The organism is Bariatricus sp. TF06-38A (assembly GCF_027690675.1).
Taxonomy (GTDB): Bacteria; Bacillota; Clostridia; order Lachnospirales; family Lachnospiraceae; genus Allocoprococcus; species Allocoprococcus comes.
The window spans coordinates 12,707-32,545 of record NZ_JAQFCE010000012.1 but is presented as its reverse complement, the minus strand read 5'-3'; the positions used below and the strand labels follow the sequence as shown (position 1 = coordinate 32,545).

Here is a 19,839-nt window from a genome sequence, read left to right as displayed (position 1 = left end):
AGTCCCTGCTTATTTCTACTTTTTTCTTTTAGTCTCTCTTTATTGCAGCCCGGATCAGATGTCCCGTTCCTTTGATCCGGTGTCCGTTCGCCATTTCGGTCAGCGCCTCTGCCATTTCCATCGTCACAAATCCGCCGGTCATCTTTGCATATCCACGGATCGGCATATTGTAATTAAACAGTACATTTAAATTCGGTTTGCCTTGCCATTCGCTGATCTTCAAAAGGACTCTCAGTACACCATAGAAAAGCTTTCCAAAAATTCCTTTTCCGTAATACAGCTGACACACGGCATCATTCATCTGGATCTCACCGCTCCAGCTTCCATCCGGGATCTCCCTTCCGTAAAGGCGGGTAAATTCTTCATCTGAAATTTCTTTGATCTGTCCGCTGAAATATTCCGGCATTTCTTCTTTTTTATAGGCTCCGTTTTCTACGGTTCCCTCTACTTCTAAAGTGCCTTCCAGAAGCATATGTTCTGCATTTTCACCGATCATGATCTGATACATTCCGGATTCGGTTTCCCAGCTGTCTGTTCTGGTATCATAAAACCGGAAGCTCTTATCATCGAATAAAATCCAGACCTCTTTTTCCTCTCCCGGTTCCATATATACTCTCTGGAATCCCTTCAGTTCACGAACCGGACGAAAAACAGTATCGGATTTTTTACCGACATAAAGCTGTGCAATCTCAGTTCCTGCCACATTTCCTGTATTTTTAACAGTAAATTTCACACCATCAGAATAGACCTTCAAATTGCTATACTCAAATGTAGTATAGCTAAGTCCAAATCCAAATGGGAAACGTGTCATTTTTCCAACCGTTGTGTAGTAACGATATCCGACATAAAGGGATTCTCTGTACTCACTGCTGCGTTCTTTGCTTGGGTAATAAGCATACGCCGGTGTGTCTTTATAATAAAGTGGATATGTCTCATTCAGCTTTCCGGATGGATTTACCTTGCCGGTCAGTACATTCATCATTGCGGAAGCGCCTGCCTGTCCACCAAGATATCCGTGCACGATTCCTTTTACATAAGAATACCAAGGCATCTCAACTGCAGAACCTGCGGAAAGCACAACGATCACATTGGAATTAACCGTTGTCAGCTCGTCCAGAAGGGTATCCTGTGCATACGGCATATCCATATGGGTACGGTCCAGTCCTTCCGACTCACTGATCTCATCCAGACCGCCGAAGAAAAGAACCACATCTGCTTTTCTTGCCGCTTCGATTGCCGATTTCATCAGCTGCTTATTTGGCTTTCTGTTGCGGACATATCCCTGTTCATATGCAACCATATCCAGTCCGCTATCACCGATCACATCCAGAATCGCCTCTGGCTGTATGGTCGGATTTACAAGGGAAGATCCTGCTCCCTGATATCTTGGTGTCTTTGCAAAATCACCGATCACTGCTACCTTTGTTCCTGGTTTTAACGGCAGGATCTGATCCTCATTTTTCAGGAGAACAATGCTTTCTTCCGCAGCCTTTCTTGCAAGTTTGTGATGTGCCTCTACATCAAACTGCTTTCCTTTTGCATCCTCGGTTGCCTGATGGGTTACGAAAATCACATTTAACAGCTCATCCAGTCTCTGATCCAGTACGGACTCTTCCAGATCTCCGTTCTCCACTGCACGGATAATATCACGCATACCGGATTTTCCGGTTCCCGGCATTTCCAGATGGCTTCCGTTCTTTACACCCAGCGCATGATCGTTGCTTCCACCCCAGTCAGAAACTACAAAGCCATCAAATCCCCATTCATCCACAAGGATTTCCTGTAGCATATGGCTGTTTTCATTTGCATAAATACCATTCACTTCATTATAAGAAGACATGATCGATTTTGATTTTCCTTCTTTGACTGCAATCTCAAATCCGGTGGTATAGATTTCACGGAATGTTCTTTCATCAACTACAGAATTATTCGCCATACGGCGAAGCTCCTGGCTGTTCGCTGCAAAATGCTTCGGACATGCCGCAATTCCCTTGCTCTGGATTCCACGCACATAGGCTGCTGCCATTTTCCCTGCGTGGTACGGATCTTCTGAAAAATATTCAAAGTTTCTTCCGCACAGCGGACTTCTCTTGATATTCAGTCCAGGGCCAAGAATTACATTGACTCCCATAGTGACCGCTTCTTCTGCAAGCGCCTCACCGATTTCTTCGCCAAGTGCTTCATCCCAGCTGTTTGCCACGCCTGCTGCCGTCGGAAAACAGGTTGCCGGAAGACTGGCGTTAAGTCCTAAATGATCCCCTGCACCCGCCTGTCTTCTCAGTCCGTGAGGTCCGTCCGACATCGTCATCGATGGAATTCCATATTTTTCAAAATCTACCGTCTCCCATGTATTTTTACCTGACATCATCCGTGCTTTTTCTGCTAATGTCATTTGTTTTATGATATTCTCATACTTCATTTTCATTTTGAAACCACCTTATTTATTCTATCTCTGTTTCTTTTCCTGCTGAAAATAGCATAACACAGAAAGCAGGCTGTAAAAGCCTGCTTGCATAAATGGTTGAAAATTCTTCACGAACTGCATTTTTAATTACATTTTTCAGTTATAACTTTTTTATATTTTGCTTTACTGCGCAGTTGAAAAATGATAATATTTATCAACATAATACATTTAACCGGGAAGTCGGGGGACGTGCTGCACCCGCTCCGAGCCTGTCGGAGGTGGTGCTAATGAGTACATATGAAGAATTACAACTCATCGTATCCGTTGCGGTACTTATTGTTGCAATACTTAATTATACATATAAAAAGTAGCCGTCCTAAACTTTTGGCGAGTTGACGACTACTTTCTAAACTAGATTATTTTCGCCGGAGTGGGTAAATTGCGGTTACCTTCCAACTTTCCTGTTAAGTGTATTATAAAGCACATATATAAATTTGTCAAATACACAAAAATAGTGCAATAGCAATGCTACTACACTATACACTAAAGTGGAGAATACGAGATTCGAACTCGTGACCTCCTGCTTGCAAGGCAGGCGCTCTCCCAACTGAGCTAATCCCCCATATGACGTTTGCGACTTAATTAAAATATCACAAACGTCCATCTTTGTCAACTGTATCTGCTGATTTTATAACAGATCCGTATTCGTTATAAAACAATACGTTAATTAAACATTCTTCTTTTCCGCATTTTTATATGCCGTCTCATAGAACAATTCCTGTGAATCCAACTTATCTTCATTATTGATATCACGATCTACATAATCGCCATCTGCAGTCAGCTCTTTTCCTTTTTCGTCATCCTTCATCATGGTATCAAACATCCAGTCCAGTCTTTCACGCAGCTTGTCATCCAGAACCGGAGCAGCAACCTCTACACGACGAAGCGTATTTCTTGTCATATAATCAGCCGATGCAATATACACTTTTTCTCTGTCCGGCGTTCCGAAACGATAAATGCGGGAATGCTCCAGAAATCTTCCGACAATGCTGATTACTTTAATATTTTCTGTATATCCTTTGATTCCTGGAATCATACAGCAGATTCCACGGACGATCATTTCAATCTTCACACCCGCCTGAGATGCTTCCACAAGCTTCTCAATAATCACTTTATCAGTCAGTGAATTGATCTTGATTCCGACATAAGCGTCTTCCCCATTCTTAGCATGACAGATTTCTTCATCGATCATATCAAGGACTTTGTTCTGAAGACATTTCGGCGCAACAAGCAGGATGTGTGTTTCCTCAATCGTCTCACCTCGCATCAGGCAGGCAAATACTTCTGCTGCCTCTTTTCCGATTTCCTGCTTTGCAGTAATCAGCGACAGGTCTGTATATAATGTTGAAGTCTTTTCATTATAGTTACCCGTTCCAATCTGTGTGATATATTCAAGACCTTTTTCCGTTTTTCTTGTTATAAGGCAAAGTTTGGAATGTACTTTGAGACCACTCAGTCCATAAATGACACGACAGCCTGCTTCTTCCAGCTTTCTGGAATATTCAATGTTACTTTCTTCATCAAATCTTGCACGGAGTTCAACAAGTACCACAACTTCTTTGCCATTTTCCGCTGCCTCAACCAAAGCATCTACGATCTGGCTTCGAACTGCCAGACGGTACAAGGTCATCTTGATGGACACTACAGAATCATCCCTTGCTGCTTCGTAAAGCAGGTTGGTAAATGATTTAATATTTTCAAATGGATAAGATAACAGAACATCTTTCTGCTCAATCTGTGCGATCAGACTTTCTCTTTCATTCAGCTGCGGTGTCATTCGCGGACTTCTCTTCTGATAGAACAGCTTTTCCTTTTCTGCTCCCTGCATTCTCAGATAATTCTGGATTGCAAATACAAATGATAAATCAAGTGGTACCCTCGACATAAATACGTGGTTTTTATCCATATGGATATATTTACATATCTCTGCGATCAGCTTTTTATTGATCTTTCTGGAGAATTCCATGCGGACAGGATTCATACGCTTTCTCTGTTTTACCAGATTCTCCATAGCATCTCTGTAATCCATGTCTTCATCATAAATGGTTTCTGTATCAATATCCGCATTTCTCGTAATTCTCAGGAGAGATTTTTCTTTGATTTCATATTTTTTAAATAATTTCGGCAGGAAATGAAGGATCAGTTCTTCCGAAAGCATAAAGGTTCCCGGTCTGGTCGGAATGTCGATCAGACGCTTAAATACATTATTGCTACACGGAATGATCGCAGTTTTTGTCTTTCCACCCTTCGTTGCAAGCAGTGCAACCGCATAGATCTCTTTATTCTGTAAGAATGGAAACGGCTGCTGTTTGCTGATGATATTTGCAGACAGATATGGTGCAATTTCATTATCAAAGTAAGTTTCCAGTAATTCCCCTTCTTTTCCTGAAAGCTTGTTGAAATTGATAATCCGGATTTCCTGCGGCTCCAATTCTCCCATAAGCTGTTCATAAATCACCGCTTTTTTAATATCCAGCTCTCTCGTAGCTTCAATAATTGCTTTTACCTGCTCTTCGCTGGTCATATTTGTTTTATTTTCACGCACAACTTCAGAAGATTCCATCTGATCCATCAAGGTTCCCACTCGCACCATATAGAATTCATCCAGATTAGACTGGTAAATTGATGCAAAGGTAAGACGCTCTGCAAGCGGTACTCTTGGATTTCCTGCTTCATTCAGCACTCTTTCATTAAATTTTAACCACGACAATTCACGATTCATCATATATGGTTCTGATTTCATTGTTTTCTTCTTCATTTGGTATCTCCTTCTCGTGATTTCTGTTAGTTTCTTTTCCATAGCGTTTAGTTCCGATTATACATCTGCGATTCTGATCCATCTATCATTGTCACGTGTTATTTTTGTAAAATCAATGTAAAATCTGCGTGCTCTGTTCCTTGATCTTTTTCCGATATACACTTGGTGACATCCGGTACCGCTCCTTAAATACCCGGTTAAATGTCCTCTGACTTTCAAATCCGCTGTCCAGACAAATCTCAATAATCGAATCCGTTGTATTTTCCAGCTTCGCACAGGCATAACGAAGTCTGGTATCATTCAGATACTGATTGAAATTACTGTGAAATATCCCGGAAAAAACTCTCGAGACTGCATACTTGCTGACTCCGATCTCCTGTGCCATCTTATCCAGTGTCACATTTTCCCGAAAATGCCCGGATATATATGCCACCGTCTGATAAATCAGATCGTCACTTCCGATTTTGGATTTTTCATCCAATTCCAAAAGCGGAATACAGCGCGCCAGAACGATCTGTAAATAAGCCTGCGAAATCAGAAATTCTTCTTCATTAGTAAGCATCATCCGGCACAAGGCATACGCAACCTCTTCATCTAATTCTCTGCCTTTAAGAACGGGATAGACCGGTGCATATTTCTGCAGTGCCTCACTGAAAAATCCAAGATTATCCGGAATCAAATTCACACAATACACCTTATGTGCGTCCTCTCCAAATACCTGATAGTGATGGATCACATCCGGAAATACAATTCCCAGATCCCCTGTTTCCAGATGATACAATTCCTGTCCAATCCCAAGCTCTAAAGTGCCTTCTGTCACATAGATCATCTCCAAGGTGCTGTGCAGATGCGGTCCTGCATGCCTGGCTCTTTTCTGTACGGTCTGTATTTTCCGATTCGTATTTTTATAATGTAAATACATAGCCTTTCCTCTTTGAACAAGTGCTTTTTTTATTTTATTATATAGCATTTTTGCAAGATTTGTCTACTTTTTCATCAGATTTGGCAAGCATATCTCCGCTTTTCAAGCTATAATGACCACATAAAGAAAAGAAAGGAGAAAACAAATCATGAAAGAAAGAATTATTAAGAAAATCAAAGATTATATGCATGAAGTGATCGAATTTTATGCTGCGAATTATCTGTATCTCGAAGCAATGAACCGTCACTAAAAAAGGACCTGCGGGCTTGCAAGGTCCTTTTTTTGTATCTAAATTTATCATTTTGTAATGGATATGATTTTTTATAGAAAAGCTTACTTCCTCATAATCTCGCCAAAGATGCATTCTTGTAGGAGTCATCATCTGTTACTTCTTTGATCACTTTCAGGAATTTCGGCATATAATTCCCGATCGGCAATCTTTGGTCATCTTCATTTCAATACTTTGCGATATCCCAAATATCCCGAAATCACACCGAACAGAATTCCTCCAAAAACATCTGTCGGATAGTGTACATACAGGTACAACCTCGATATTGCGATCAGGCATGCCAGCACAAGCGCAAATTTCCAAAGCTTCTTTTCACCTGCCAGGTACAAAGCTGTTACCGAAGCAAACGAAGCTGCCGTATGTCCGGACGGAAAAGAATAATCATGAAGCTTTGCTACCAGAAGGTGTACACCTGTATTCACATCATATGGCCTTGTCCGTGCTACAAGATTTTTCAGGACAATATTGCAAAGTAATACATCTACTACTAAAGCAGCCACCATAACCGCGCCGCTTTTTCTTGTTTTAGGAATCAGAAGCAATACTATGCTCAACACAATCCATATAATTCCTGCATCCCCAAGTCTTGTGATAAATACCATGATTTTATCCAGAAAAGGCGTATGCAACGTCTGGAGCCAATCCAAAATACTTAATTCAATGTTCATAAATTTCCTCCTGCTTTCTTCATCAGTATTTTTACTTTTATATAGGATAACATAGATTACAGTTTATATGAATTTTTAGAATTACAAATTTTTTACAAACAATCTTTTGAAAAATGACGGTTACACAGGGCGTAACTTCAACCATCCCGAATTTCAGGCAATGCTTGCATAAGCCGAGCAAGAAGCGGTGGAAAAAGCCAAGCGCAAGAAAAGACGGCAGCGTGAGAGCAATGCTGCGCATAGAGCCAAAACCAAGGCGGAACGCTGGGCGGCGAATGACGGTCATAAGTACCCGAAGCGTATCTGCGAACAGTGCGACAAAGAGTTTTATCCGAACAGCACAAGGCAGAGGTTTTGCAACACCGACTGTACAAAAGTCCATCAGCAGGCAGAAGCATTGTTTTCTCGGCTGGTAAAGCAGATTTTCGAAAAAGAGGGCGTAACGGAAGCCCTCAAAGCGGAAAAGAGCGTTATGATATTAAACGACCACACCGGCGGTAAAGCGACCTGCAAGGACAAGGCAAAGTGCGAAGTCTGCGGTGCGGAATACGGTGAGCTTGATCCGAAGAACCACACCAACTTAAAGCACTTCCCGGCAAAGGCGGCGACAAAGACCACCGAGGGCAATATCGAGTATTGGTACTGCGACGGTTGCGGTAAATATTACAGCGACAAGGATGGTACAAAGGAAATCAAAAAAGCAGAAACTGTAACGGCAAAACTGAAGGACGATTCCAAATCTCCACAGACCGGCGATTCCAGCAATTTTGCTTTGTGGCTTGCCTTGCTGTTTGTCAGCGGCGGTGCAGCCATTGGCACAACGATTGTCAGCAGAAAGAAAACGCCCAAAATCGTCCCGAAACTATACAGCGGGGTCAGGTTTTGGGCGTTTCTGCATTTCGGGAGCAAATCGGCAATTAGGCAGCACAAAGGAGGTGTCCTCTATGCCCCGTATGCCGAAATACCTCAAGGAAGAATGGGCGTTCTTTCTTGAGGAGCGTGGCAGGAAGAAATATAGTAAGTGAATTTTGATGCCAAAAAAACTCAATCTATTTGCCAGTAAATGCAATTATCACCGCCTCATAAGGACGCAATATATTTCCTTCTCTGTCATCCTCATAATTCCGGATCCAGACTTCCCCGGCTTTCCACTCATCAAGCAATGGGCAGCTAACTTCCTCATCCGTAAAGTTTGTACATACCAGCATCTTTGTATGCTCATCTGTTCTCGTATAGGCGAAAATTCTCTCATCTTCCGGCAGAAGAAGTTCAAATTTTCCATTCACGAATACTGGATTTTCTTTTCTTAAACGAATCAGCTTCTGATAATAGTAAAATACCGAATTTTCATCTTCCAGTGCCTCTTTGGCATTGATTCTGGTATAATTTGGGTTCACGGCAAACCATGGTTCTCCTGTTGTGAATCCTCCGTTCTCATCCCCGCTCCACTGCATCGGAGTACGGGCATTATCACGGCTTCTTGCGTAGATAGACTGCATGATTTCTTCTGGCTGATATCCTTTTTCCAGACGCTCTTTGTACATATTCAATGTCTCAATATCTTCATATTCCTCAATGCTGTCAAACTGCACATTCGTCATTCCCAGCTCTTCTCCCTGGTAAATGTAAGGAGTTCCCTGCATTCCATGAAGCATTGTCGCCAGCATTGTTGCCGACTCTTTTCTGTATTTTCCGTCATTTCCCCAGCGCGACACGATTCTAGGAAGATCATGGTTATTCATGAACAGACTGTTCCATCCTGTCTGATATAAAGTATTCTGCCACTTTGCAAGGCATTTTTTCAGCTTAACCAGATTCAATGGAATAGTGTCCCATTTTTCCTTTCCTTCTTCCTGATCAAGCATAATGTGCTCAAACTGGAAAACCATGGAAAATTCACTTCCATCCGGATTACTATATTTCTTTGCAATTTCCGGTGTTGCTCCCCAGGCTTCTCCAACAGTGATCATATCCCCCTTCTGAAATGTTTCTCTGCTTAGTTCACGCAGAAATTCATGCAGCTTTGGTCCATTATTTGTGATCTTAAGATCTGGCTCTTTTGCAATCTGATCGATTACATCCAGACGGAATCCACCTGCTCCTTTTTCCATCCACCAGAGAATCATATCATAGAGCTCTCTTCTCACTTTCGGATTCTCCCAGTTCAGATCTGGCTGTTTCACTGAAAACTGATGAAAATAATACTGTCCCAGTTCTGGAACCCACTCCCATGCCGGTCCTCCGAACGCAGAATTCATATCATTTGGGTAAATACCTTCTTCTCCGTCACGCCACACATAATAATCATGATACGGATTGTCTTTGCTTTTCTTTGCCTCCAAAAACCATCTGTGTTCATCTGAAGTATGATTCAGCACAAGATCCATCATAATTCGGATTCCGCGTTTCTTTGCCTCCGCAAATAACTGTTCCATATCTTCCATTGTTCCGAACATCGGCTCAATATCCTGATAATCTGAAATATCGTATCCATTGTCATCCTGTGGCGAACGATACACCGGTGAGAGCCAGATTGCATCTATTCCAAGTTTTTTCAAATAATCCAATCTGCTGATAATTCCTGGAATATCACCGATTCCATCTCCATCCGAATCTTGAAAGCTTTTCGGATAAATCTGATATACAACTGCATTTTTCCACCATTTATTCTTATTTCCCATACTCATTCTCGATATCTCTCCGGCAGATTTTCTGATTCTACCGGGATATCCTCTCCTTTCTAACCATATACCTGGCTTATTTTTTTCTATATTTTAACGGAGAAACTCCATATGTTTTTTTGAAGCTTCTGATAAAATAGCTTACATTCTGATATCCACTCTGCATTGCAATCTCTGTAACAGGAATATCCGTATCTTGTAACAGCTGTTTTGCATGCTCTAACCTTAAATGTGTTATATATTGCGAAAAGGTAATATGAAAATGTTCCTTAAAATATCGCGATATATATTTTTCCGAAAGATGAAACTGCTCACTAAATTCTTTTAATGATATCTTTTCCATAAAATTCTGCTGTATATATGAAATCATTTCTTTTTCTACAGTATTTCTCCCGCTTTTATCATTTTCGATTACAAAGCCCTTCTCCCACATTTCAAGAATAAACTGTAAAAGAATTATTTTTGTTTTTATCTGAGCAGTTATTTGGGGCTTAGTTTTCTTGTTTTTTGCCATATATATTTCAACCAACTGCTCACATAGTTCTTTTGCTGTATCTTTTACTCTTGGACTTATCATCAGATGACCATTTTTTAACGGCTCCAGTAATTTATCATCCAACATGTCATTTATGCAAAAAGATATGTATTTTAATGGAAAAAGGAAAGTAAAATAATCCACTGTACCAGTCTGTGAACCCATGAAATGCAGATTACCCGGCGACACTACAAAAGCATCCCCGGGGGTTCCAATATAATTTTCTCCTGATATACTTACAGTCAAAAAACCACTTTTTACATATATAATTTCCAGTTCATCATGCCAATGAACCGGTATCTGAAATGATCGTCCTTCATTTTTTATATGATATGTACTAAACGGATCATCCTTTGTACCATGTGGTTTATTTTCCTTTAATTCAAAGTACATACTCTCTCCTATACTTCTACAAGACCTTTACTCTTCCATTTTCCACTCTTCCATCTAAGTACCATTCCCACTGCTCTCGCACATTCGTCACCTGCCATAGCAATATATGCTCCTACAGCCAGAAGTCCCATGTGTATTCCGAGAAAATAGGCTCCGCCAACTGCAAACAAATACATAAATATCGCACCTAATATAACCGGGAAAAATGCGTCTCCGCTCGTTTTTAACGCCTGCCCATATACAAGGTTTGTTACCCTTCCAAGTTCAAGAAATATATCTACTATTAACAACTTTACCACAAGATTTATCATCTGTGTATCATCCGTAAATATATGCACGATAAAATGTCCGGCAAATGCAAAGGTCACGGAAAAGCATGTCGCTGTGATGATACCATATATCGCAGCTTTTCTCGTCCCCCTGTTACATTCCTCAAACTCTTTTGCTCCAATTCTCCAGCCGGTCATAATTGCATTTGCCTGAGCAAGGGCAGCTCCCACGCAATACGAGAAATTTGCAATCTGTATCGCATATGAACGCGCTGTAACATTCATTCCATCCACATCCATCTGATTCATAAAACGCACTATAAATGTCATTGCGATGTTGTAAAGTGCTGTTTCAAGCGCAGAAGGAAAACCAATCTTAACAATCTGTGCAAATATCTTTCTTGATGTAATTCGCTCAGGACTCTGCTTTGCTTTTACAAGTACAGCCCCCATGCCGGCTACAATAATAAGATTTACAACTCTCGAAATAACCGTGGCAACAGCAACTCCCATCACACCCCAGTTGAATGCAAATAAAAATACTGAATTAAGTATTATATTGAGAACATTTCCAACAACAGTTCCTATCAAAGAATGTTTTGTATATCCAAACACTCTCAAATAACTGGAGAAAATAGGAATCAGTGCATTTAAAAAACATGTGCCGCCAACAATTCTAAGATATATTTCAGCCGGCTCAAGCAAAGCCGGAGCAATACTTACGATTCTAAGTATCCCACCAGAAAAAGTAGCAAGAACGACAGACATTACGATACCTATCAATGCGTTGAATATAAGTCCAAGTTGCCTTGCCTGATATGCTATCCCCGGTCTTCCAGCTCCGATATTTTGTGACATAACGGCTATCATACCCGATGATATTACTCCAAACATAATAATAAAAACACCTATATATGTATTTGCTGTTCCCACTGCTCCTACAGCCTGATCACTTACAGATGATAGCATAAGCGTATCAACCATACCTGAAAGCATATAAAATAAAGTTTCTAAGCATATTGGCACAGATAGCTGTGTTAATGTTTTTCTTTCCGCTGCCATAGTTTTTCTCCTCACATACAATTCAAGAATATCATATCAATAATACGATATATTTCTATGTAATTCTTGTATAATATCATGTGAAAATTGCACTATTTCCACTTTATCTTAAAGAGCACTGGGTACGAGCTAAATTGATTACTCATGCTTACAAGGATTTGCAAATCAGGATAACTTTTTCCGTTTTCCCAATTTGAAACAGTTTGCCTGGTAACATGAAATAATTTGCCAAACTCCTCTTGTGTTAATTGATTGTCTTTATTCTTTTAACACCAGTTCTTTTTCTTATTTTCTATGCAGTTTTCCAGTCTTCTACACTAAGGATTGCTTCATGTTCGCGTCCACCTGCATGGCAGTAGATATCCTGAAATTCTGCATATTTTTTTAGTTTGTCCTTCTGTGCATCCAAGCTGTAACCATCAACCTGAATTGCTGTTGATACACGAGTATATATGTAGCATTTTGTTTTCTTTTTCAATAACCTAACCTCCCAGTTTATTCATTTGTCAATTTTCCCGACTGCTCAGCTAACTTCTTTTCTTCTCTCTTTACCCTACGTTCTAATTTTTTAATATCTTCTGATGCGGGCAAATTTTCTGGCTTAATCCCCCTCTGCCCCAGCATATCCCTAACTGACGTATTATTTTCAACATGCTCAACAGTAATAACCGTCTCACCCTGTAAGTCTTTTTCTTCAACATTATAATTTGTCATTTCAGTTGCAAGGTTCTTTGCAGCAATAGTAAGTGTTGGTAAAAAATCTGCAAGCGGCCTTTTATCTTGCACTCCTAAACGTTCTTTCATTTGTTTTGTAGTGAATCCTCCAAATAAAGCCTGATCCCCCTTAGATCGGATACGTCCAAATCCAACATCATCAACTCCACGTTCATATATATTTTGAGACAGTCGTTTTTCAGATTCTCGAAGCTTTCCTCTTGCCTCAGTTCTTTCAATATAAGAAATCCTTTCTTCTATCAATTCCTGTTTTCTTGTTTGAACTGCAAAATAGCTTTGTGCAAAAGCGATCTGTTCTTTACGAGGATCTCCGTTCTCTGCAATAAGATAACATGCATAACGTGTAAGCATATAATCTTCTACTTCTCTATTTGCGCCACTTCCCAGAATAACCATTTTACTGGCATCAGCAAAATGGTCCTCTACTACAATGCCATTATTTGCACAAGCAACTTTTGCCTTTAATAAAACATTTTCAAAATTTTGCCATTTTGAATAATCTAGCAAATGCATTAATTCACGTGCATACCAAAATTCAACTCCGTTTTCTTCATGCCTAATTTCATCAAATCTTTTCTTATAATTCATTATCATTTTCTTTTCCATATTAGACTTTCTCCTCCCACATTAAACCATTTTACTGACGTCAGTAAAATGGTCTATTCCTCTTTTTCCCTCAGTTTGTCATAATACGCTTTATACCTATAAATCGTCCGCTCACTGACATTGTTCCTCTTCGCAATTTCTACCATTGTCATGCCGCTCTCATACCCAACAACAAAATCATTATAAATTGCCATCCACTTGGCGTTATGTTTCTGACGACCGCTTAACTTACGATTTCTGTAATACTCCAATTCCTCCCGAAGTTCTGCATTCTCTTTTTCCAGCTCCTCAATTCTTTTTAATGCCTCTTCAAGTGTTACCGTTTTCTCCATTACCCTGTCCTCCGTTCATGTCATTTTCGTTTTGTCTATATTATAAATATCTATGTTGCTTTAGTCAATCCGATTATGTCATGTTGCATCATTTTTTACAATAGCTTTCATACAATCGAAATACCGCTGATATCTTTTACAGGCTAAACTTCTCCAAAAGCAGTCAGCCTGTATGTTTTTTATCCAATCACGTAAAATCCATTTTCTTTTTATTGCCGGTCCATATTTTAAGATCAGTGCTGTCACAACATCCACACATCTCTCAAATCAGTCTTAATACATCAGTATTATTACCTTGTCCCTTGAACACTTCCATATCTGCAAAAAGGACATCCCCTGACCTGTAAAATCTACAGTTCCGGAATGTCCTTTTTCCCATACTTCACTATATTTTTAACACATGATACTGCTTATCCACAATCTATATGATTCCAAAATGTCTAAATGCCTGCATAATCGCATCTTCCTTCTCCGGTGTACACTGTGGCTGTCTCGCATTCTCTGATTTAGCCGGATTGAAGTTCTCACCGACATCTAATCCACACTTCTTCTTAATCTGTGCGATATACAGTGATGAAACCTTAAGTTCTGTCTGTTCCAGTACATATGCCTTTATCTGCTCATAAGTTGCTTTTCCCTTGAATTCAGATAAATCCATATCCTCCAGAAAGAAGTCCACCTTCACTTTTCTACTTTCGACCATTCCCTTGGAAAGTAAAACAACCGTCTCACAGAACATATTTTATCGCAAGGCTTTTAAAAATGGAATAGATTTTACCAAACGACAGTTTTCAAAAAACTTATATCGGTTGCATTTTGTCAAAAGTACAAAACTTTTTGAAGCCAAGTGCTTTTAATTCCTGTTATGATACTGAGGATATCCCAACAATACTTGCTATCCCTGATACCTTATTCTTTCTACCAGCGTTTCCTTTTTCAGATTACTGCTTAAAACGCAGGAAAGTACAATTTGTAGAATACCAACCAGAAGAATCATAACAAGAATCGGGATAAGAGGAACGTGATAAACGTTCATTCCAAAAATCCCATTATGCTTCGCATAGGAAAACAGTGCATAGCCAAGGGGCAGACCGGCAGCAAGCGCGACGCAGATGGTGCCAACCGTAAAAATCAAGCCCTGTATTTGTAAGCTCAGATTCAACTGCTTATTGGTCATGCCTACCGCTTGCAGCACACCGTATTCCTGCTTCTTCGTGGTGATATTGATGATCATGGTGTTTGCCATATTCATAAAACCGATGAGTCCCACAACCGCCATAAACAGATAACAGCCGAGCTTCATCATGCGGGCTGCGAATTCTGCAGATTGTAACTGTGCATGATAGGTATCCATTTTTATATGCGAAGTATTAGAAATCAAAATATTCAGACTCTGTTCCACAGATGCAACATCTTTTTTATCACAGTCCACCCACAGATATCCATAAGCTGTTCCCCTCGGATTCATGGAACGGTATACACCTTCCGGAATGACAAGATAAGTGTCCGCACTTACAAAAGATCCTGCAATCTTTCCCTGATAGGTATAGGTTCCACTTCCATTTTCAAAGTCAAATGCAATGGATTCACCCGGAGCATATCCATCTTGTTCCATCCACGTTGACCAGCCAAAGAAAATATCACCATTCTTTACCGCCTGATCATAGTCCATAGAGCCAATATCCCCTTCTTGGCGCATAAAATCAAAATCCTTTTTACTCACAATATCAGCCGGAAATCTTGTTCCGTTCAGATTTACAGAAACAATCTCTCTCGTCATGACATCTGTTACTCCCGGAATGCTTTTGATTTCTTCAATCAGCGAATCATTCAATGGATCATCCGTCAGAATCGTATCCAGATTATTCTCCGGATATCTTTCATCATACTCAGCAGAATAGTCAAGCTGCAGTTCAAATTGTCCATGATTAACGGAAAGACGTGCTTCATGCTCCGTATCAATATTTCCTACATAATTAGAGATAATCACAAACAATGCGCAGGAAAGCCCCAGTGTGAGGATAGTACCAATGGTTCTTTTTGGATTACCCGTTATATTTGCCATTGCCATAGAAAACACGGTGACATTTTTTCTGCCATTTCGTTTTCCTTTTTTGTGTGTTTCTGCATTTTCTAAATACCGTGTTGCTTCGATAGGTGAAATCCGTGAAACAATTTTCATTGGTTTGCGCAGTGCCAAAGCAACGGTAAGAAATGATACGAAAATACATAGAAATATAACAGGCAGGGAAAACAGTGGCACCTGCTGATTTTGGACTCCCATAGAACCAGTTTGGGTTGATACAAGGTTTCCCTGTTCTACCAGCCAGTTAAAACCGCATTTTGCAATCAGAAAACCAAGAAGCAATCCAACCGGTATTGAAAAAATTGTCAAAAACATACCCTCTCTGAAGATCAGTTGTTTCATCTGCTTTTTTGTCGCTCCCAGAGCCTTGATTTTTCCATACTCCTGTATCTTGTTGACAATACCGACCTGAAAAATATTATAAATGACCACAACAGAGAAAAGTACAATTGCAAGAATCAGAATTCCACATACCGCAATCGTTTCATAACTCGGTTGCAAGACCCATTGCAAATAGAGATCATTGACTATAACGTTTTTTTCTTCGATTCCACAAGATGCTGCAATCTGCTTTATAACCGGTTCAATATTATTCATAGATACATTTGCAGAATCGTTTAACGTAAAATAGATATTATACTGTCTGTCATTCTCTGCGACGTGCTCATCATAAAACTCCTGTGACCCGAAAGCAACATAAGATGCCTCGATGGTATACTCATCCCGATCATATAGGATTCCGCTGACAACAAATTCTTCCGGCTTATATTCTGACTGCATCCCTGCGCGGTAATCCAGTGTAACCGTATCTCCGATCTTTACATCACCATACCCCATTGCACGAAAAAATGCTCTTCCTGCGGCAATTTCCTGCATTTTTTCCGGATACTTTCCTTCCTTCAACTCATATTCTTTATTATAAGGAAGCATTTTTCTTGCAGTCTCATCCATGCAGACAAACCCGCCTTTTTCATTGCCTTTTATGATACCTTCGGTGCACATAGTGCCTGTAGCATCTATTTCCGCACGGCGGTTTACTTCTTTTAACTGCGATCCGTCTGCGGAAACAAACAGACCATAATTGCTTCCATATGAGCCTGTCGCCTGACTTTTCTGTAAACGGATCATTCCATTTCCCACAGTACTGATAATCACAAGCAGCATCGTAGTCAGACATATGGACATCATAATCAGTATACTTCTTGTCTTGTTCTTTTTGTCATTGCTATATGCAATTCTGCTTATTGTCTTCATCTGAAATCCACCACCTGTCCGTCCTCAATCACCAGAATACGATCAGCGACCTGTGCAATTTCGTCATCATGGGTAATCATTACAATTGTCTGTCCATATTTTTTTGCTGTCATCTTAAGCAGAGCGATTACCTCATCACTGGTCTTAGAATCAAGATTTCCTGTCGGCTCATCTGCAAATATAATTTCCGGACGATTCACCAGTGCTCTTGCAATTGCTACTCTCTGCTGCTGTCCTCCGGATAACTGATTTGGCAGATTGTAAATCCGGTTTTCAATCCCCAGAGTTGCAATAATATCATTTACATACGCTTCATCCACTTTTCTTCCATCCAGCCCCAGTGGCAGTACAATATTTTCCCAGACATTAACAGATGAAACCAGATTAAATGCCTGAAAAACAAATCCGATTTTTCTTCTGCGGAAAACAGCAAGGGCATCTTCCTTCATCCTGTATAAATCTTTCCCTGCTAAAGTAACACTGCCTTTTGTCGGGGTGTCTAGCCCTCCAAGCATATGAAGTAATGTACTTTTACCGGAACCTGACTTTCCAACAATTGCGACAAATTCTCCCTGCTCAATCTGAATGTCCACCTGATTGACCGCTTTGACCTGATTCTCACCTGCGCCATAAAACTTACAAAGCTGCTTGGTTTCTAATATCACACTCATGTGTTGCCTCCTTTTCAATTCTGTAAAGCGTACCTTTTCAGCACGCTTTCTTTGCCTGTTTATATATTTGGTCATTTTTCAACCTACATCCAAATTGTATCAGGGCAATCTTTCATTTTACTTTCAAAAAACGAGCAGAAGTCTTACAGAATTGTAAGATTTCTGCTCACTTAAAATTTAACCAACATATGGTAATTGAATCACAAACGTGCTTCCTTTTTTCTTTTTGCCGGAGGTTACCGTAATCGTACCTGCGTGTTTTTCGATAATTTCTCTCGATAGAAAAAGTCCGATTCCTGTACCACTCTTTTCCATGACCTCCTTGGAATTTCCTCTGTAAAATCGTTGAAAAATTTTGTGATACTCATTCTGCGGAATACCAATTCCCTGATCCTCAATTTCCATTCTTACAAGATCGTTTCTTTTTTGTAACCGGATAAATATTTTTGAACCACACGGACTGTACTTGACCGCATTATCCAGAACGTTGATCACAGCTTCACCAAGCCACCTTTTATCCTGCATAATCGTGCATGTTTCCAGCTCTTTTTCATAATCAAAAACGAATTCAATTTCTTTCTCATCCGCTTTAGGATAAGTGCGGTTCACAGCAGATATGACAGTATCCATAAGCGGAAGTTTTTTCTTATTAATCTGAATCAGTCCAGTTTCCATCTTGGATATTTCAAGAAGCGACTGCAATAATGTCTCCAGTCCATCCAGAGCACTCCGACAACGGATACAAAACTCCTCCTGTTCTGTGGCACTTAAGTCATTCTGCATCAGCACACTAAAACATGTATCCAAAGCTGCAACAGGTGTCTTTAACTGGTGAGAAATATCAGAAACCATTTCTTTCGTGTTCTCCTTTTCTGCCCTTGCTTCTTCCTTTAGCAACTGAATATGATGTCCGATTGCTTCAAGCTGGTCATTCAATTTTTCCAGTTCTGCATGATTTTCCGTTTTCAGTAAATCATCAAATTTGTTTTCACGGAATCTGATCAGAATTTCTTCCAACTGGTCTAAAATTTTCTGATGACACGCACCTTCTTTTTTCTTCCAATAAAGTAAAAAGGTCAAAAGAAGCACGCATATCAAAGTGCTTACAACACCGGTCACCATAACCTGATGCCGGAATTGTGAATAAAATGTATTCCCATTATTTCCCCAGTATCCATATTGCTCCAATAATTGCCTTCCCTGTTCGTTCGTTTCAATATCCTTATCCTTAAGCAATTCCGAAACAACATCCAGTCCGGAAAATTCTTCCTTTGCAGCAATCTCTGTCATAAGATTCATTTTATATTTATAATCTTCATAAAACACATACGTGGTAAAGCAATTTAATATTGCAAACAATAATATGACAGGTAATACCAAGGAGATCACTACTGTAATCTTCTTGCGATATCTCTTTGTCACTGCCTTACTTCCTGATTCCATATATACCCAAGACCTCTGATATTCTTTATATAGACCGGTGCAGCCGGATTGTCTTCGATTTTCTCACGGAGTCTTCTGATATTGACAGCGATTGTATTTTCATCCACAAAATCCCCTTCCAGATCAAACACATTTTCCAATATTTGTGTTTTTGAAAGAATCTGTTTCGGATTCGGAAGAAAAAAAGTCAGCATTTTCAACTCCGTTTTTGTCAGACTGATTTCACGACTCTTTATCAGGACTTTCATTTCTCCTGCGATAAATACGATATCTCCCGAAATCATCTTTCCGGCTTCCGTTTTCTCCTGTCTGCGACGGAAATGTGCTTCTATTTTCAAAAGAAGTACCGAAAGACTAAACGGCTTTGTAATATAATCATCTGCCCCTGCTTCATATCCCATAACCTGATCCATCTCCTGGTCTAGTGCTGTAAGGCAAATAATGTATGTATTATAATTGCATCTCATCCACCTTACAAATTCCAGTCCATTCCCATCCGGAAGATTCACATCACAAATGGTAACATCCACATTATTATCACTTGCAATTCTTTTCGCTTTTTTCACTGATTCTGCTGAAAAAACCTCATATCCGGATTTTTTCAGTGAAAATGTAATTCCACGATTTAAATTTTCATCATCTTCAACCACGAGTATACCTGGCATAGCATC

The 19,839-nt window shown here is 39.9% G+C and carries 15 protein-coding genes, 1 tRNA gene and 2 pseudogenes; 1 reads left to right on the top strand and 17 read right to left on the bottom strand.

Annotated elements, in window-relative coordinates; all coding sequences use genetic code 11:
- Nucleotides 1-28: 28 nt before the first annotated feature.
- The 5 genes from PG418_RS10435 to PG418_RS10415 all read right to left on the bottom strand — a co-directional run bounded on the left by PG418_RS10435 (nt 29) and on the right by PG418_RS10415 (nt 7,101).
- Nucleotides 29-2,425 carry a glycoside hydrolase family 3 C-terminal domain-containing protein gene (locus tag PG418_RS10435; protein ID WP_498837361.1) on the bottom strand — a complete coding sequence of 799 codons (2,397 nt, stop codon included), beginning with the start codon at nt 2,423-2,425 and terminating at the stop codon, nt 29-31.
- Between the two features lie 528 nt (nt 2,426-2,953).
- A tRNA-Ala gene (locus tag PG418_RS10430) sits at nt 2,954-3,026 on the bottom strand.
- Nucleotides 3,027-3,131: 105 nt separating this feature from the next.
- Nucleotides 3,132-5,222 (bottom strand): polyphosphate kinase 1, encoded by a 2,091-nt coding sequence (ppk1, locus tag PG418_RS10425; protein WP_498837360.1) that lies wholly within the window; start codon nt 5,220-5,222, stop codon nt 3,132-3,134.
- Between the two features lie 112 nt (nt 5,223-5,334).
- Nucleotides 5,335-6,144, bottom strand: a complete 810-nt coding sequence (locus tag PG418_RS10420; protein ID WP_498837359.1) for a helix-turn-helix domain-containing protein — start codon at nt 6,142-6,144, stop codon at nt 5,335-5,337.
- A gap of 450 nt (nt 6,145-6,594) precedes the next feature.
- On the bottom strand, nt 6,595-7,101 hold the full coding sequence (locus PG418_RS10415; protein ID WP_498837358.1) for a phosphatase PAP2 family protein: 507 nt from the start codon (nt 7,099-7,101) through the stop codon (nt 6,595-6,597).
- A gap of 187 nt (nt 7,102-7,288) precedes the next feature.
- Between PG418_RS10415 and PG418_RS10410 the strand changes: the two genes are divergently transcribed.
- A complete protein-coding gene (locus PG418_RS10410; RefSeq protein ID WP_498837357.1) occupies nt 7,289-8,095 on the top strand; it encodes a hypothetical protein in 807 nt (268 codons plus the stop codon).
- A gap of 55 nt (nt 8,096-8,150) precedes the next feature.
- On the opposite strand, the gene PG418_RS10405 is transcribed toward PG418_RS10410, so the two are convergent.
- The 12 genes and pseudogenes from PG418_RS10405 to PG418_RS10350 form a co-directional block, all read right to left on the bottom strand.
- Nucleotides 8,151-9,782 (bottom strand): glycoside hydrolase family 13 protein, encoded by a 1,632-nt coding sequence (locus PG418_RS10405; protein WP_173692347.1) that lies wholly within the window; start codon nt 9,780-9,782, stop codon nt 8,151-8,153.
- A 76-nt stretch (nt 9,783-9,858) separates the two neighbouring features.
- Nucleotides 9,859-10,710 (bottom strand): AraC family transcriptional regulator, encoded by an 852-nt coding sequence (locus tag PG418_RS10400; RefSeq protein WP_498837356.1) that lies wholly within the window; start codon nt 10,708-10,710, stop codon nt 9,859-9,861.
- Nucleotides 10,711-10,718: 8 nt separating this feature from the next.
- Nucleotides 10,719-12,041: an MATE family efflux transporter gene (locus tag PG418_RS10395; protein ID WP_498837355.1), complete on the bottom strand. Its 1,323-nt coding sequence runs from the start codon at nt 12,039-12,041 to the stop codon at nt 10,719-10,721.
- A 92-nt stretch (nt 12,042-12,133) separates the two neighbouring features.
- Nucleotides 12,134-12,280, bottom strand: a pseudogene (locus PG418_RS10390) (helix-turn-helix transcriptional regulator); the annotation flags it as partial.
- Nucleotides 12,281-12,399: 119 nt separating this feature from the next.
- A pseudogene (locus PG418_RS10385) lies at nt 12,400-12,519 on the bottom strand (recombinase family protein); the annotation flags it as partial.
- 17 nt (nt 12,520-12,536) lie between these two features.
- A complete protein-coding gene (gene dinD, locus PG418_RS10380; protein WP_498837354.1) occupies nt 12,537-13,382 on the bottom strand; it encodes a DNA damage-inducible protein D in 846 nt (281 codons plus the stop codon).
- Between the two features lie 53 nt (nt 13,383-13,435).
- Entirely contained in the window at nt 13,436-13,714 is a 279-nt protein-coding gene (locus PG418_RS10375; protein WP_008368854.1) for a helix-turn-helix domain-containing protein, read from the bottom strand.
- A 421-nt stretch (nt 13,715-14,135) separates the two neighbouring features.
- Nucleotides 14,136-14,372, bottom strand: a complete 237-nt coding sequence (locus PG418_RS10370; RefSeq protein ID WP_227084729.1) for a 23S rRNA methyltransferase — start codon at nt 14,370-14,372, stop codon at nt 14,136-14,138.
- Between the two features lie 237 nt (nt 14,373-14,609).
- Nucleotides 14,610-17,054 carry an ABC transporter permease gene (locus PG418_RS10365; protein ID WP_498837353.1) on the bottom strand — a complete coding sequence of 815 codons (2,445 nt, stop codon included), beginning with the start codon at nt 17,052-17,054 and terminating at the stop codon, nt 14,610-14,612.
- Nucleotides 17,051-17,725, bottom strand: coding sequence for an ABC transporter ATP-binding protein (locus PG418_RS10360; RefSeq protein WP_006426335.1), 675 nt, complete (start codon nt 17,723-17,725; stop codon nt 17,051-17,053). The genes PG418_RS10365 and PG418_RS10360 overlap by 4 nt, the downstream gene beginning before the upstream one ends.
- A 177-nt stretch (nt 17,726-17,902) precedes the next feature.
- Entirely contained in the window at nt 17,903-19,168 is a 1,266-nt protein-coding gene (locus tag PG418_RS10355) for a sensor histidine kinase (protein WP_346997425.1), read from the bottom strand.
- Nucleotides 19,144-19,833 (bottom strand): response regulator transcription factor, encoded by a 690-nt coding sequence (locus tag PG418_RS10350; protein ID WP_498837352.1) that lies wholly within the window; start codon nt 19,831-19,833, stop codon nt 19,144-19,146. The genes PG418_RS10355 and PG418_RS10350 overlap by 25 nt, the downstream gene beginning before the upstream one ends.
- Nucleotides 19,834-19,839: the final 6 nt, after the last annotated feature.

What these genes read in the sequence shown, in the direction of transcription:
- PG418_RS10435 (WP_498837361.1), bottom strand. Translation starts at nt 2,425, where the DNA reads ATGAAAATGAAGTATGAGAATATCATAAAACAAATGACATTAGCAGAA.
- ppk1 (WP_498837360.1), bottom strand. Translation starts at nt 5,222, where the DNA reads ATGAAGAAGAAAACAATGAAATCAGAACCATATATGATGAATCGTGAA.
- PG418_RS10420 (WP_498837359.1), bottom strand. Translation starts at nt 6,144, where the DNA reads ATGTATTTACATTATAAAAATACGAATCGGAAAATACAGACCGTACAG.
- PG418_RS10415 (WP_498837358.1), bottom strand. Translation starts at nt 7,101, where the DNA reads ATGAACATTGAATTAAGTATTTTGGATTGGCTCCAGACGTTGCATACG.
- PG418_RS10405 (WP_173692347.1), bottom strand. Translation starts at nt 9,782, where the DNA reads ATGGGAAATAAGAATAAATGGTGGAAAAATGCAGTTGTATATCAGATT.
- PG418_RS10400 (WP_498837356.1), bottom strand. Translation starts at nt 10,710, where the DNA reads ATGTACTTTGAATTAAAGGAAAATAAACCACATGGTACAAAGGATGAT.
- PG418_RS10395 (WP_498837355.1), bottom strand. Translation starts at nt 12,041, where the DNA reads ATGGCAGCGGAAAGAAAAACATTAACACAGCTATCTGTGCCAATATGC.
- dinD (WP_498837354.1), bottom strand. Translation starts at nt 13,382, where the DNA reads ATGGAAAAGAAAATGATAATGAATTATAAGAAAAGATTTGATGAAATT.
- PG418_RS10375 (WP_008368854.1), bottom strand. Translation starts at nt 13,714, where the DNA reads ATGGAGAAAACGGTAACACTTGAAGAGGCATTAAAAAGAATTGAGGAG.
- PG418_RS10370 (WP_227084729.1), bottom strand. Translation starts at nt 14,372, where the DNA reads ATGGATTTATCTGAATTCAAGGGAAAAGCAACTTATGAGCAGATAAAG.
- PG418_RS10365 (WP_498837353.1), bottom strand. Translation starts at nt 17,054, where the DNA reads ATGAAGACAATAAGCAGAATTGCATATAGCAATGACAAAAAGAACAAG.
- PG418_RS10360 (WP_006426335.1), bottom strand. Translation starts at nt 17,725, where the DNA reads ATGAGTGTGATATTAGAAACCAAGCAGCTTTGTAAGTTTTATGGCGCA.
- PG418_RS10355 (WP_346997425.1), bottom strand. Translation starts at nt 19,168, where the DNA reads ATGGAATCAGGAAGTAAGGCAGTGACAAAGAGATATCGCAAGAAGATT.
- PG418_RS10350 (WP_498837352.1), bottom strand. Translation starts at nt 19,833, where the DNA reads ATGCCAGGTATACTCGTGGTTGAAGATGATGAAAATTTAAATCGTGGA.